The 14,390-nt window shown below is 68.1% G+C and carries 13 protein-coding genes; 6 read left to right on the top strand and 7 right to left on the bottom strand.

All coding sequences use genetic code 11. From position 1 onward, the window contains the following. Positions 1–2: 2 nt before the first annotated feature. The 5 genes from C6N31_RS06445 to rpsF all read right to left on the bottom strand — a co-directional run bounded on the left by C6N31_RS06445 (position 3) and on the right by rpsF (position 3,549). Positions 3–1,610 (bottom strand): phenylacetate--CoA ligase family protein, encoded by a 1,608-nt coding sequence (locus C6N31_RS06445; protein WP_198357236.1) that lies wholly within the window; start codon positions 1,608–1,610, stop codon positions 3–5. A gap of 230 nt (positions 1,611–1,840) precedes the next feature. Beyond that, the gene (rplI, locus tag C6N31_RS06450) at positions 1,841–2,287 is read right to left on the bottom strand and encodes a 50S ribosomal protein L9 (RefSeq protein ID WP_138351150.1); all 447 of its coding nucleotides are present in this window, start codon (positions 2,285–2,287) and stop codon (positions 1,841–1,843) included. Positions 2,288–2,304: 17 nt separating this feature from the next. Then, complete coding sequence (rpsR, locus tag C6N31_RS06455; RefSeq protein WP_031512678.1) at positions 2,305–2,541, bottom strand: 30S ribosomal protein S18; 237 nt, start codon at positions 2,539–2,541, stop codon at positions 2,305–2,307. 43 nt (positions 2,542–2,584) lie between these two features. Next, entirely contained in the window at positions 2,585–3,193 is a 609-nt protein-coding gene (locus C6N31_RS06460) for a single-stranded DNA-binding protein (RefSeq protein WP_138351151.1), read from the bottom strand. Positions 3,194–3,258: 65 nt separating this feature from the next. Next, positions 3,259–3,549: a 30S ribosomal protein S6 gene (gene rpsF, locus C6N31_RS06465; protein WP_138351152.1), complete on the bottom strand. Its 291-nt coding sequence runs from the start codon at positions 3,547–3,549 to the stop codon at positions 3,259–3,261. Positions 3,550–3,805: 256 nt separating this feature from the next. Between rpsF and C6N31_RS06470 the strand changes: the two genes are divergently transcribed. From C6N31_RS06470 to C6N31_RS06480, 3 genes are all read left to right on the top strand, one after another. Continuing rightward, positions 3,806–4,108, top strand: a complete 303-nt coding sequence (locus C6N31_RS06470; protein ID WP_138351153.1) for a hypothetical protein — start codon at positions 3,806–3,808, stop codon at positions 4,106–4,108. A 97-nt stretch (positions 4,109–4,205) separates the two neighbouring features. Beyond that, a complete protein-coding gene (locus C6N31_RS06475) occupies positions 4,206–5,327 on the top strand; it encodes a lipid II:glycine glycyltransferase FemX (protein ID WP_138351154.1) in 1,122 nt (373 codons plus the stop codon). A 36-nt stretch (positions 5,328–5,363) separates the two neighbouring features. Next, positions 5,364–6,395, top strand: a complete 1,032-nt coding sequence (locus tag C6N31_RS06480) for an alanine racemase (RefSeq protein WP_138351155.1) — start codon at positions 5,364–5,366, stop codon at positions 6,393–6,395. 18 nt (positions 6,396–6,413) lie between these two features. Here C6N31_RS06480 and C6N31_RS06485 read toward each other — a convergent pair whose 3' ends face one another. Further along, entirely contained in the window at positions 6,414–7,955 is a 1,542-nt protein-coding gene (locus tag C6N31_RS06485) for a glycosyltransferase family 87 protein (RefSeq protein ID WP_138351156.1), read from the bottom strand. A 93-nt stretch (positions 7,956–8,048) separates the two neighbouring features. Continuing rightward, positions 8,049–10,787, bottom strand: coding sequence for a transglycosylase domain-containing protein (locus tag C6N31_RS06490; protein WP_198357237.1), 2,739 nt, complete (start codon positions 10,785–10,787; stop codon positions 8,049–8,051). Between the two features lie 381 nt (positions 10,788–11,168). On the opposite strand from C6N31_RS06490, the gene C6N31_RS06495 reads away from it, so the two are divergent. The 3 genes from C6N31_RS06495 (at position 11,169) to C6N31_RS06505 (ending at position 14,356) form a co-directional block, all read left to right on the top strand. Continuing rightward, the gene (locus C6N31_RS06495) at positions 11,169–11,819 is read left to right on the top strand and encodes a PadR family transcriptional regulator (protein ID WP_138351158.1); all 651 of its coding nucleotides are present in this window, start codon (positions 11,169–11,171) and stop codon (positions 11,817–11,819) included. A gap of 20 nt (positions 11,820–11,839) precedes the next feature. Then, positions 11,840–12,919 carry an inositol-3-phosphate synthase gene (locus C6N31_RS06500; protein ID WP_138351159.1) on the top strand — a complete coding sequence of 360 codons (1,080 nt, stop codon included), beginning with the start codon at positions 11,840–11,842 and terminating at the stop codon, positions 12,917–12,919. 147 nt (positions 12,920–13,066) lie between these two features. Beyond that, positions 13,067–14,356, top strand: a complete 1,290-nt coding sequence (locus C6N31_RS06505) for an MFS transporter (protein ID WP_198357238.1) — start codon at positions 13,067–13,069, stop codon at positions 14,354–14,356. Positions 14,357–14,390: the final 34 nt, after the last annotated feature.

Genomic DNA, 14,390 nt, shown 5'->3' on the forward strand with positions numbered 1-14,390 from the left:
GTTCAGGCACCGCCCTTCGCGGTCGCACCGAGCAGGTACTTGTTCTTGATGCCGCGACTGCTGCCACCGGCCGCGGTCCCCGTTCCACCCGCGAACGGCCCCGAGCCGTACGGGTGCACCCGCGCCGCCACCTCGCCGGCCGAGGAGTCCTCCGTCAGCGACTGGGCGAAGTCCCGGCTGCAGGCGGCGAGATGCCGCAGCACGCCCGCCCGGCACACCTCCGCGAGCTTCACGGTCCCGTCGGCGTCCAGCACCGTCCCCTCCCGCAGCTGCACATGGACGACGGGCCGCGCCTCCAGGTCGTCGCCCTCCTCCAGCGCCAGACAGAAGCTCTCGATCCGGTCCGCCATCGGATTGCCCTCGTACAGGCCGTACTCGACGTCCTGCGGGTAGATGTTGGCGCCCATGTAGGAGACGGTCGAGTCGGCCCGCCCGTACAGGAACAGCAGGGGCAGCCGCATCTTCTCGCGCAGGGCGGCGGCCTCCGCGCGCTGCAGCAGGACCGGGCGGTCCGCGAAGAGCTCCCGCAGGATGTCCCAGACCTGGGGGAAGGACATCAACGTGCCCTCGTCGCCGATGTTGTAGCGGAGCTTGGGAGCCATGACGGCGGTGGAGTTGATGGTGCAGAGCACCTCGCCGGTCCGGTCGTCGCCGGCGGTCTCCAGATAGGTCTCCAGGGGGTTGTACTGGAAGACCATCGGCAACCGCTGCTCGTCCGGGCCCAGGAAGGCCGCCCTGACGGTGGCGTCCTCGCGCATCATCCGGCGCAGCCAGACACTGAAGGTGGTCTCGCCGCCCATCCCGATGGTGAGGTCGGACGCGCCGTAGCCGGAGCGGACCTTGCCGAACACATCGCCGACGTAGTCGCGCAGCGCCTCGGTCATCCCTTCGCCGCCGACCATCGCCGCGAGCCGGTAGCCCTTCTCCTCGAACCAGGACTCACCAGCCAGCCGGTCCCGCAGATGCTTGAGGAACGGCGGGTAGGCGGTGACCAGGTAGTCGTAGCGCGGCCCGAAGTGCCGCAGCGTGTCGACGATCTTCTCCAGATCGGGCCCGGTGTTCTTCACGGTGGCGATCCGGGCCATGGCGATGCCGGTGTTGGTGCCGGTGGCCCAGGCGCCCATCGAGTAGGCGTTGATCACGAAGAGCCGCTTGGAGGGGAAGACGAGGCTGGTGTAGCCGGCCACATTGCGGTGCACGGTGTTCAACTCGCGGCGGCTGCGCACCCAGTTGTACGGAGTGCCGGACGAGCCCGAGGACTCGTCGACCACGCTGCCGGCGATCTCCACCCGCCCCTTCCAGCAGCGCATCTCCTCCGGGTACGCCTTGACGTACGACTCCTTGTCGGTGGCCGGGTAGGAGTCGAGCCGGAACCAGCGGAACCGCCAGCCGCCGTTCTCCAGGTGCGCGGCGTACGCCGGTACGTCCAGCGCCGCGAACTGGCAGGTCATCCATGCGTGGAGGCGGGCGAAACCGCTCATCCACGGGCGGTAGTTGCGGGCCATCACCCGCCATACGAAGGGGTGCACCCGGTAGAGCCGGTACAGAGCGGTGAGCCCGAAGCTGATGATTCTCAGCAGCCACTGCCGCGCGAAGCTTCCCATTGCCATGCCCACATGGTGGCCGCGCGGCCCCGTCCTCTGTATGGGCTGCGCTACTCACTCCGGGCCCCGTACCTACCTGAGTACGCGCGGCATCCACGAGGGCACTCGGGTGCGATGTTTCACGTGGAACATCCGCCGGCCGATGGGATGTTCCACGTGAAACATCCCGGAACGAACGAAGGACCGGCACCCCCTGCGGGGTACCGGTCCTTCGCGCTGCGCCGAAGCGCGGCAGATCAGGCAGCAACGACCTCAAGGTCGAGCTTGACCTCGACCTCGGGGTGCAGACGCACCGAGATCTTGTGGGCGCCGAGGGTCTTGATCGGCGTACCGACCTCGACACGACGCTTGTCCACGTCCGGGCCACCGGCGGCCTTGATCGCCGCAGCGATGTCGGCCGGCGTGATGGAACCGAACAGTCGGCCGCTGTCACCCGCGCGGGTGGTCAGCTGCACCTTGACGGACTGCAGCTTCGCCTTGACGGCGTTCGCGTCCTCAAGGGTGTGAATCTCACGGATCCGACGCGCACGACGGATCTGCTCTACGTCCTTCTCGCCACCCTTGGTCCAGGCGATCGCGAAACCGCGCGGGACCAGGTAGTTGCGGGCGTAGCCGGACTTGACCTCTACGACATCGCCTGCGGCGCCGAGGCCGGAGACCTCGTTGGTGAGGATGATCTTCATGTTTCGGTCACCCTTCCTTAGCGAGCGGTCGACGTGTAGGGCAGCAGTGCCATCTCACGGCTGTTCTTCACGGCCGTGGCGACGTCACGCTGGTGCTGCGTGCAGTTGCCGGTCACGCGGCGGGCACGGATCTTGCCACGGTCGGAAATGAACTTCCGCAGCATGTTCGTGTCCTTGTAGTCCACGTAAACGGTCTTGTCCTTGCAGAACGCGCAGACCTTCTTCTTAGGCTTGCGCGGAGGCGGCTTCGCCATGATGTCTCTCCTGTTTGATCAAGAAGTTGGTGTCGTGACGCCCTTAGAAGGGCGGCTCGTCCGAGAAGCCGCCGCCGGAGGAGGAACCGGAGTTCCCTCCCCAGCTTCCGCCGCCGCCCTGCTGGGCACCGCCGGCCGGAGCACTGGTCGCCCAGGGGTCGTCGGTAGCAGCACCGCCGCCGCCCTGCTGGCCGCCGCCGGAGCTTCCGCCCCAGTTGCCGCCACCCTGGCCGCCCTGTGCGCCACCGCCACCGCTGTAACCGCCCTGCTGGCCGCTACGGCCGCCGCCGGTCGTCTTGGTGACCTTGGCGGTCGCGGTCTTCAGGCTGGCGCCGACTTCCTCGACGTCCAGTTCGTAGACCGTCCGCTTGACGCCCTCGCGGTCCTCGTAGGACCGCTGCTTCAGCCGGCCCTGCACGATGACGCGCATGCCTCGCTGCAGCGACTCCGCTACGTTCTCCGCCGCCTGACGCCAGACCGAGCACGTGAGGAAGAGGCCATCGCCGTCCTTCCACTCGTTGGTCTGCTTGTCGAAGATGCGGGGTGTGGACGCGACACGGAACTTCGCGACCGCCGCACCGGACGGGGTGAAGCGCAGCTCGGGGTCGTCGACGAGATTGCCGACGACCGTGATGACGGTCTCGCCTGCCATGGTGGTGACCTCTCGGCGGTGTGCTGGCTGCTTCTCGGAACCGGTACTGCTCTAAGCCCGCAGGCTCAGTGCAGTTCCGGGCGGAGGACCTTGGTCCGGAGAACCGACTCGTTCAGGTTGAGCTGACGGTCGAGCTCCTTGACGACCTCGGGCGAAGCCTTGAGGTCGACGACCGAGTAGATACCCTCGGCCTTCTTCTTGATCTCGTACGAGAGGCGACGACGGCCCCAGGTGTCGACCTTCTCCACGCTGCCGCCGCCGTTGCGGACGACAGTGAGGAAGTTCTCGATCAGCGGGGAGACAGCGCGCTCCTCGAGATCGGGGTCGAGAATGAGCATGAGCTCGTAGTGACGCATTGTGGAACCCACCTCCTTTGGACTCAGCGGCCACGGCATTTCCGTGGCAGGAGGGTTTGCATTGCGTCGCAACGGTAGCGCCGACCACTGACAATCACGGTGGATCGTTGTGGACCAGCGCAGACACCGGTGCAGACCGTACAGACTACCCGGACAACCGCCTCCGGTTGAAATCCGGCCGCTAATGCCCTCAATCTGTACACATCGGGTAGGAACGGCGCTACGATGCGCTACGGCTCCGTTACGGAGGTCTCCCATGGCACAGCAAGCGGCTCGGACCCATCGCCTCAGGTTCAACACCGACGGCCAGGCCCATCCCCTGGAGAACACGCTGGTCGCGGTCAGCCTGGTCCTCGGTGGCATCGCCATCGTCACGTCGATCTTCGACAGCCTGCATCTGCTCAGTTCCCTGACCGGCCTGGCCGGGATCATCACCGGGGGATACGGGCAATTCATCTCGGTCACCACCGCCGAACGCTTCGCGCTGATCATCGGGCTCGGCGCGGCCGCGGTCGGCTTCTACCTGGGTATGGCACACGGAGGGTTCTTCGGCGGCTGACCGGAGACTTGTCCACAGGGCTGGCGGGGCGGTTCCCCGATCGCAGTAGGCTTCGGCGCAGATAAGACCGCAGTCGTAGCGATGGGGAGCGCCCCGCATGAGCTTGACCCTGAGGACCATCAGCCGTGAGCAGCATCTGGCATTCATCCAGAGCCTGCCCTCGGCCAGTCACTGCCAGGTTCCGGCATGGGCGGATGTCAAGAACGAATGGCGCTCCGAGAACCTCGGCTGGTTCGACGACAAAACCGGCCAGATCGTCGGCGCCGGCCTGGTGCTGTACCGGCAGATCCCCAAGCTCAAGCGGTACCTCGCGTACCTGCCCGAGGGCCCGGTCATCAACTGGTACGCCCCGAACCTGGACGAGTGGCTCCAGCCGATGCTGGCGCACCTCAAGCAGCAGGGCGCCTTCACGGTGAAGATGGGCCCGCCCGTCGTCATCCGCCGCTGGGACGCGCCCGCCATCAAGGCCGGCATCTCCGACCCGGACGTGAAGCGGCTGCGGGACGTCGAGGCGACGTTCATCGAGCCCCGCGCCTTCGAGGTGGCCGACCGGCTGCGCCGGATGGGCTGGCAGCAGAACGAGGACGGCGGCGCAGGCTTCGGTGATGTGCAGCCGCGCTACGTCTACCAGGTGCCGCTGGAGAACCGTTCGCTGGACGACATCCTCAAGGGCTTCAACCAGCTGTGGCGCCGCAACATCAAGAAGGCCGAGAAGGCCGGCGTCGAGGTCGTGCAGGGCGGCTACGACGACCTCCCGGTCTGGCAGAAGCTGTACGAGGTGACGGCCGAGCGCGACCACTTCCGGCCCCGCCCGCTGTCGTACTTCCAGCGGATGTGGACCTCGCTCAACAACGAGGACCCCAACCGGATGCGGCTGTACCTGGCCGTGCACGAGGGCGAGGCGGTGGCCGCGGCCACCATGCTGATCGTCGGCGGGCACGTCTGGTACTCCTACGGCGCCTCCGCGAACCACAAGCGGGAGGTCCGGCCGTCCAACGCGATGCAGTGGCGGATGCTCAGGGACGCGTACGCCCTCGGGGCGAGCGTGTACGACCTGCGCGGCATCAGTGACTCCCTCGACGAGACGGACCACCTGTTCGGCCTGATCCAGTTCAAGGTGGGCACGGGCGGCCAGGCCGCCGAATACTTGGGCGAGTGGGATTTCCCCCTCAACAAACTGCTCCACAAGGCACTCGACATCTACATGTCCCGCCGCTGACCGGCGAGCAGACGAAGGAAAGGTCCTGACCAGGCCATGGCGCTCACCCTGTATGTCGACACCGCACGCTGGCGTGCGCACCAGCAGTCCGTGGCCGAGCAGTTCCCCGGCATAGTCCCGGTCTGCAAGGGCAACGGCTACGGCTTCGGACACGAGCGGCTCGCCGACGAGGCGACCCGGCTCGGCAGCGACATGCTCGCGGTCGGTACGACCTACGAAGCCGCCAGGATCAAGGACTGGTTCGGCGGCGACCTCCTGGTCCTCACCCCGTACCGGCTCGGCGAGGAGCCGGTACCGCTGCCGGACCGTGCGATCCGGTCGGTGTCCTCCGTCGAGGGCGTGCGCGGGCTGGTGGGCGCGCGGGTCGTCATCGAGGTCATGAGCAGCATGAAGCGCCACGGCGTCGCCGAGGACGACCTGGTCAAGCTGCACGCCGCCATCGACGACGTACGGCTGGAGGGCTTCGCCATCCATCTGCCGCTGGACCGCACCGACGGTTCCGACGCGGTGGAGGAGGTCTTCGGCTGGATGGAGCGGCTGCGCGCCGCCCGGCTGCCGCTGCACACGATGTTCGTCAGCCACCTCAAGGCGCATGAGCTCGGCCAGCTGCAGCAGCAGTTCCCGCAGACCAAGTTCCGTGCCCGGATCGGCACCCGGATGTGGCTCGGCGACCACGAGGCCACCGAGTACCGCGGTGCGGTCCTGGACGTCACGCGCATCGCCAAGGGCGAGCGCTACGGGTACCGCCAGCAGAAGGCCTCCGACGACGGCCACCTGATCGTGGTCGCGGGCGGGACCTCCCACGGGGTCGGGCTCGAAGCGCCCAAGGCCCTGCACGGCCTGATGCCCCGCGCCAAGGGTGTCGCGCGGGCCGGCCTGGCCACCGTCAACCGCAACCTGTCGCCGTTCGTGTGGGCGGGCAAGCAGCGGTGGTTCGCGGAGCCCCCGCACATGCAGGTCTCCATCCTCTTCCTGCCCAACGACGTGGCCCCGCCGGCGGTCGGTGACGAGCTGGTGGCGCACCTGCGGCACACCACCACCCAGTTCGACCGCGTCCTGGACCGCTGAGCCGCAGCAGGACGCCTCTCAGCCGGTCTCAGCCGCTGTCGCGGCACCGCCGCCCTCCACGGGCCGCTGTCCCGCCGGTGCGTGCCGTTCCACGCCCCACTCCACCGGCATCCCGGTGAAGGGGGCCGCGTGCCGCGGTTCATGGGCCCTGCCGAGCACGAACACGTCCGGCGCGCCGTCCAGCACGCCGCCGGACGGGTCGTCCTCGCCGTCCCAGCGCACCACGTCGCGTTCCGGCAGCAGGATGTCCCGCACCACCACGCCGCACAGGTACAGCGTGCCGAGGAGGTGGATGACGATCGCCAGGTGGTAGCCGTCCTGGGGCAGCCCGTGGTGCTTGTTGCCGCCCGTCACATAGGCGAGCTGCATCCAGATGCCCAGGAAGTACAGGACCTGGGAGCCCTGCCACACCAGGAAGTCCCGCCAGCGCGGCCTGGCGAGCACGGCCAGCGGCAGCAGCCACAGCACGTACTGGGGCGAGTAGACCTTGTTGGCGACCACTATGGCGGCCACGACGAGGAAGGCGAGCTGCGCGAAGCGGGGACGCCGGGGCGCGTAGAGCGCGAGGCCCGCGATGGCCGCGCAGAGCAGCAGCATCAGGGCGACGGCGTAGGAGTTGACGCCGTCGAGCGGCTTGCCGGTCTGCTGGCTGATGACGAGCCAGATGGAGCCGTAGTCGATCCGGCGTTCCTGGCTGAACGAGTAGAACTTCGCCCAGCCGTCGCGCGCCAGCAGGATCACCGGCAGGTTCACCACCAGCCACGCGCCCACCGCACCCGCCACGGCCGTCCAGAAGGCCCTCAGCCGGCCCGCCCGCAGGCAGAGCACGAACAGCGCCCCCAGCAGCAGTAGCGGATAGAGCTTGGCGGCAGTGGCCAGGCCGAGCAGGACGCCGGCCGCCAGCGGGCGGCTGCGGGACCACATCAGCATGGCTCCCGCGGTGAGCGCCACCGCGAACAGGTCCCAGTTGATGGTGGCGCTCAGCGCCAGCGCGGGGGAGAGCGCGACGAGCAGGGCGTCCCAGGGCCGGCGCCGGTGGGTGCGCGCGACGCACACCACGAGGGCCACCGCGCAGACCATCAGCATGCCCGCGTTGACCAGCCAGTAGATCTGCTCCCGGTGCTGCTCCGAGCCGCCGTCCGGGGTGAACCAGGACGCGACCTCCATGAAGAGGCCGGTCAGGACCGGGTACTCCAGATAGTGGAAGTCGGTGGAGACCTCGTCCGGGATCCGGTCGAAGTACGGCACGATCCCCGTGGAGAAACCGCGGCCGCCGAACAGGTGCGGGATGTCGGAGTAGCAGGCGTGGATGTACTGCGCGTCACCCGGCTGGAACCAGCCGCTGTTGTAGCAGGGCAGCTTCTGCACCATCCCGAGCGCGAACATGCCGATGACCAGGATCACCAGGACCCGCAGCGGGTTCCACCAGCGGTGGGTGCTGATCTCCGCCCGGCGTCCCAGCGGCCCGCCGATGACCTCGCTGGCGGATGCGGCCAGCGGATCCTCGTCGGTCGGCGGCACGAGGGCCTCCAGCTGGTCGTCTTCGCGCACGCTCGTCATGCCGGACATCCTGCCGCATGGCCCCGGAAGGCAGGAGGCCGCGGAGGGCATTGGCCCTCCGCGGCCCCGGCCGCACTGCTGACGGCTCATCCGTCAGTCGGAGAAACCGTTGTTGTTCCCACCGCCGCCGTTGTTGCGGGGCGGGGTGGTCGAGGGCGTCGGCGAGGTGCTGCCGCCACCACCGGGTGTGTGGTTGCACGGCGGCCAGTCGAGCGGCCCGCAGGACGTCGGCGGCGTACCGCTCGGCGTGTTCGACGGCGACGTGGGCGGCGTCGTCGTGGGCGTCGTCGGAGGCTTGGTCGTCGACGGGGTCTGGCTGGGCGTCGTCTGCGACGGCGTGGGCGTCGGGCTGGTGCCCGGCGCGTACATCACCTCGCCGGGATCGCTCGACGGCTCGTTGAAGGTCTGCTTCGGGGTGCCCTTGAGGGCCTCGGTCATGTAGTCGTGCCAGATCTGCGCCGGGAACGAATTACCGTGCATCTTCGCCTTGCCGGCGGTCCCGTACATCGACAGGAAGGTCTTCTTGCTGGCCTCGGCCTTGTCGTCCAGTCGCCACATACCGATCGAGGTCGACAGCGCCGGCGTGTAGCCGATGAACCAGGCCGACTTGTTGTCGTCGGTGGTACCGGTCTTGCCCGCGGCCTCGCGGCCGTCGTCGAGCTTCGCCGGCTCGCCGGTGCCCTTTTGGACCACGCCCTGCAGCACGTTGGTGACGGTGTCGGCCACGTTCGTCTCGAAGGCGACCTTCGACTTCTTCTCGTGCTTGTAGATCTGTCCGCTCTTGTCCGACACGCTGGTGACCGAGTACGGGTCGTTCTGCGTGCCGTTCGCGGCGAACGTCGCGTACGCCCCGGCCATCCGGATCGCGCTGGGCGACGAGGTGCCGATCGAGTACGTGACGCTGTTCTTGTAGTCGTTCAGACCGTTCGACGAGGAGGGCCGCAGACCCGCCGCGATCGCGGCGTCATGCACCTTGTCGGTGCCCACGTTCATACCGAGCTGGACGTAGGGGGAGTTCATCGACTTTTCCATGGCCTCGCGCAGCGTGACCTTCGCCTCGGACTCGCCGTCGTCGTTCGGCTGGGTCCACTCGTCGCCCTTGTTGTCGTGCCAGGGCTTGCCGTCGTAGGTGTTGATCTTCAGGTCGTTCTTACCGCTGAAGATGCTCTTCGGCGAGACCTTGGTGCGCTCGTCGTCACCCTGCTCCGGCCCCCCCTTGGGGTCACGCGATCCGTGCGTCATCGCGGCCGCCAGGACGAACGGCTTGAAGGTGGACCCGACCTGCGCGCCGGTCTCGTCGGCGTTGTTGGTGAAGTGCTGCGTCGCGTCGGTACCGCCGTAGATGGCGATGATCGCGCCGTCCTTGGGGTTGATCGAGGCGCCACCGAACTGCACGAACTTGTCGACGAACCCGCCGTCCTTGTCCAGGGTGGTGTTCTTCCCCGAGGTGTCCTTACGGGTGTCCGGCTTCAGGTTCTTGTCGCGGACCGCCTTGATCGACGCCTCCAGCTCCGCCACCTTCTTCTTGTTGAAGGTGGTGTGGATCTGGTAGCCGCCCTTGGTCAGCATGTCGGCCGTGACGTTGGTGTTGCTGGTGACGTAGGACTTGGCCAGCCCCACCAGATAGCCGATCTGCCCGGCCATCTGCGCGTTCTTCTTCACCGGGCCCGGCATCGGGTACGCCGTGTACTTCGCGCGATCCGCGGGCTCCAGGCGGCCGTCCTTGACCTCCTCGTCAAGGATCCACTTCCAGCGGTCCATGGACCGTGCCTTGTTGGCCTCGGGGGTGGCGTGCTGGTCGATGTCCACCGCACCGGCCGGGTCGAAGTACGTCGGGCCCTTGAGCAGCGCGGCAAGGAACGCGCACTGGCTCGGGTTGAGCTTGTCGGAGTCGACCCCGAAGTACGTCCGGGCCGCGGCCTGGATCCCGTAGGCACCCCGCCCGTAGTAGGAGGTGTTGAGGTAGCCGGCCATGATGTCCGGCTTCCTCACACTGGCGCCGACCTTTATCGAGATGAACAGTTCCTTGAACTTACGAGTGATCGTCTGCGACTGGTCGAGCCGGGAGTTCTTGACGTACTGCTGGGTGATCGTCGAACCACCCTGCACCTCACCGCCGGTGGCCATGTTCTTCAGGGCTCGCGCGATACCCATGGGGTCGACGCCGCTGTCGCCCTCGAAGCTCTTGTTCTCCGCGGAGATGACCGCGTTCTGCATCGCCTTCGGGATCGACTCGATGGGCACGATCTGGCGGTTGATCTCCCCGCCGGTCGCGATCATCGGGGTGTTGTCGTCCCAGTAGTAGACGTTGTTCTGCGCGGTGGCGGCCAGGTTCACGTTCGGGACCTTCACCATCGCGTACGCGATGCCCGCGATACCGACCAGCGTGCCGAGGAACGCGATGGTCAGCGACGTGACCTGCTTCCAGGACGGCATCCAGTGGCGCCAGCCGGTCTTGCCCCAGCGCGGATAGTCGATGAAGCGCTTCTTCGGGGGACGGCCGGGACCACTGCCACTGCCGCTGCCGCTGCCACCACCGCCGGTCCTGCGGCGCCCGCCGCCACCGGAACCGCCCGCGCCTTCCGCGACACCCGCGCCCTCGGCAGCGTTCGCCGCACGGCGGCGACCGCCCTGCGAAGCACGGCGAGCAGCCGCGCGGCCGGGATAGGAAGGCCCGTCACCGGCGGATCCGCCCGATGACGGTCCCTGGGACGGCGGGTTTGCGGCGCGCCGGCCACCGGACGACGGCGGCGGTTGCTGCTGCGCTCCGCGCCGGGCGGCTGCGCGGCCGCCGCCGGGCGACTGCGGCGGCTTGCGACGGTGATCGCTCATGAACAGCTACTCCTAGAACAGGCGGGATCGCCTGAAGGCGGCAATGAATATCCGTGGGTCCCCCTGAGTGCGGCAGTGTCAGGCCGCACTGCACCCAGGACCAAGACGCTCACGCGCGTCACAGGGTTCCCGGTGCTCTGCATGGCGAACAGAGTACGCAGGCTCAAAAGCCCTGTGACACCAACCTTCGTCACATAACGGGCGGCTGGGCCTTCACAGGTTTCCCGATGTGACACCGGTCACCGCGGGCCGCCTTGCCAGATAGATCAAGCCGTTCTATCGTCGCGATGTATCGAGTCGATACATCGAGTCGGCACAAGCACCACCACACACCGGGGCGGACCCGGGTTCAGCGGTGGCCAGGACGGAGAGGCGGGGGCAGTGAGCAAGCGCTCCGGGATCCTCGAATTCGCTGTTCTCGGCCTGCTGCGCGAATCCCCGATGCACGGTTACGAGCTGCGCAAGCGGCTCAACACCTCGCTCGGTGTGTTCCGCGCGTTCAGCTACGGCAGCCTTTATCCCTGCCTGAAGACGCTGGTCGCCCAGGGCTGGTTGATCGAGGAGACGGTTCCGGACGTGGATCCGCTGGCCGCTCCCCTCGTCGGCCGCCGGGCGAAGATCGTCTACCGGCTGACCACGGCGGGCAAGGAGCACTTCGAGGAGCTCCTCGCCCACTCAGGGCCGGACGCATGGGAGGACGAGCACTTCGCGGCTCGTTTCGCCTTCTTCGGCCAGACGTCACGGGACGTTCGGATGCGCGTCCTCGAGGGGCGGCGCAGCCGCCTCGAGGAACGCCTGGACAAGATGCGCGCCTCGTTGGTGCGCACCCGTGAGCGGCTCGACGACTACACGCTCGAGCTGCAACGGCACGGCATGGAATCGGTGGAGCGCGAGGTCCGCTGGCTCAACGAGCTGATCGAGACCGAGCGCAACGGGCGCACCACGCGCCCGTCGGCCAAGCAGGACGACAACACACAAGACCGCAACACTCAAGAACATGGCGGCCAACCCGGAGACCGGGGAACCGCGTGACGATTACACAGGGAGCAACCGTGGGTTCGGTTCGCGTAGCCATTGTTGGCGTGGGCAACTGCGCCGCGTCGCTGGTGCAGGGTGTCGAGTACTACAAGGACGCCGACCCGAACGGCCGCGTGCCTGGCCTCATGCACGTGCAGTTCGGTGACTACCACGTGCGTGACGTCGAGTTCGTGGCCGCCTTCGATGTCGACGCGAAGAAGGTCGGCCTCGACCTCGCGGACGCCATCGGCGCCAGCGAGAACAACACGATCAAGATCTGCGACGTTCCGCAGAGCGGTGTCACCGTCGAGCGCGGTCACACCCACGACGGTCTCGGCAAGTACTACCGCGAGACCATCGAGGAGTCGGACGCGGCCCCGGTCGACATCGTCAAGATCCTCAAGGACCGTCAGGTCGACGTTCTCGTCTGCTACCTGCCCGTCGGCTCCGAGGTCGCTGCGAAGTTCTACGCGCAGTGCGCCATCGACGCCAAGGTCGCGTTCGTCAACGCCCTCCCGGTCTTCATCGCCGGCACCAAGGAGTGGGCGGACAAGTTCACCGAGGCCGGTGTGCCGATCGTCGGTGACGACATCAAGTCGCAGGTCGGCGCCACGATCACGCACCGTGTGATGGCGAAGCTCTTCGAGGACCGCGGTGTCCTGCTGGAGCGCACCATGCAGCTGAACGTCGGCGGCAACATGGACTTCAAGAACATGCTGGAGCGCGACCGCCTCGAGTCGAAGAAGATCTCGAAGACGCAGGCCGTCACCTCGCAGATCGACCGCGACCTGGGTGCCGACAACGTGCACATCGGCCCGTCGGACTACGTGGCGTGGCTCGACGACCGCAAGTGGGCGTTCGTCCGCCTCGAGGGCCGCGCCTTCGGTGACGTCCCGCTGAGCCTGGAGTACAAGCTCGAGGTCTGGGACTCCCCGAACTCGGCCGGCGTCATCATCGACGCGGTGCGTGCCGCGAAGATCGCCCTGGACCGCGGCATCGGTGGCCCGATCCTCTCGGCGTCCTCGTACTTCATGAAGTCCCCGCCGGTGCAGTACTTCGACGACGAGGCCCGCGACAACGTCGAGAAGTTCATCAAGGGCGAGGTCGAGCGCTGAGCCCAGCCGGCTCTGGCTCACCGGTCGATCGGCACGTAACCGCCGATCGCCATTGATCGCCGCTGAACCGCCGATCACGCACGACGCGTAACCGTCAGGCCCCGGGTGGTGCACCCGGGGCCTGACGCGTCATGTGAGGCTGTGCCCATGGCTGTTGTGCGCGATCTCCGCGTACTGCTGCGGCTGCGCGACTTCCGGCGGCTGCTCGCGGTGCGCCTGCTGTCCCAACTGTCCGACGGCGTCTTCCAGGTCGCGCTCGCCACGTACGTCGTGTTCTCGCCCGAGAAGCAGGCGTCCCCCGCCGCCATCGCCTCAGCGATGGCCGTGCTCCTGCTGCCGTACTCGCTGCTGGGGCCGTTCACCGGGGTGCTGCTGGACCGCTGGCGGCGCCGCCAGGTCCTGCTGTACTGCAACCTGCTGCGCGCGGTGCTGTCCTGCGGCACGGCCGCGCTGATCCTGGCGCATGTCCCGGACTGGCTGTTCTATCTGTCGGCGCTGTCCGTCACCGCCGTCAACCGCTTCGTCCTGGCCGGGCTGTCGGCCGCGCTGCCGCGCGTCGTGGACCGGGAGCGGCTCGTGATGGCCAACTCGCTGTCGCCGACAGCGGGAACGCTGGCCGCGACGGCCGGCGGCGGCCTCGCCTTCCTCGTCCACCTCGGCCTCGCCAAGGGCGCCGGAGCCGACGCGACCGTGGTGCTGCTCGCCGCGTTCGTCTACCTCTGCGCGGGCCTGGCCGCCCTCGCCCTGGACCGCGACCTCCTCGGCCCCGACCCGGACCTCGTCCAACCACGCCTCGGCACAGCGCTGACCGGCACCGTGCACGGCCTCGCGGAGGGGCTGCGCCATCTGCGCAGCCGCCCGGCCGCGGTGCGGGCCATGGCCGCCATGACCGCCCTGCGCTTCTGTTACGGCGCACTCACCGTCGTCCTGCTGATGCTGTGCCGCTACGCCTGGAACACCGCGTCGGACCGGCCGGGCGACGACGGCAGCGGTGGGCTGGCCCTGCTCGGACTCGCGGTGGGGGTCTCGGGTGCGGGCTTCTTCGCCGCCGCCGTCGTCACGCCCTGGGCCACCGCCCGCTTCGGCACCGCCGGCTGGATCACGGTCTGCGCCGGGTCCGCCGCCGTGCTTCTCCCGCCGCTGGCCCTGCCGTTCGACCCCGCGCCCATGCTGGTGGCCGCCTTCGCCCTGGGCATCTGCACCCAGGGCGCCAAGATCGCCACCGACACCGTCGTCCAGTCCTCGGTCGACGACACGTACCGGGGACGGGTCTTCTCGCTCTACGACGTGGCCTTCAACGTCGCCTTCGTCGGCGCCGCGGCGGTCGCCGCCCTGATGCTTCCGCCGGACGGCCGGTCCGCTCTGCTGATCGCCCTACTGGCCCTGCTGTACGCGGTGGTGGCCCTGGCGATGCTCCGTGTCAGGGGTCTCCAGTAGTGTTCGCCCGTTCTTACGTCGCTCATACATCCCA

Source organism: Streptomyces fildesensis (assembly GCF_016107395.1).
Classification (GTDB): Bacteria; Actinomycetota; Actinomycetes; order Streptomycetales; family Streptomycetaceae; genus Actinacidiphila; species Actinacidiphila fildesensis.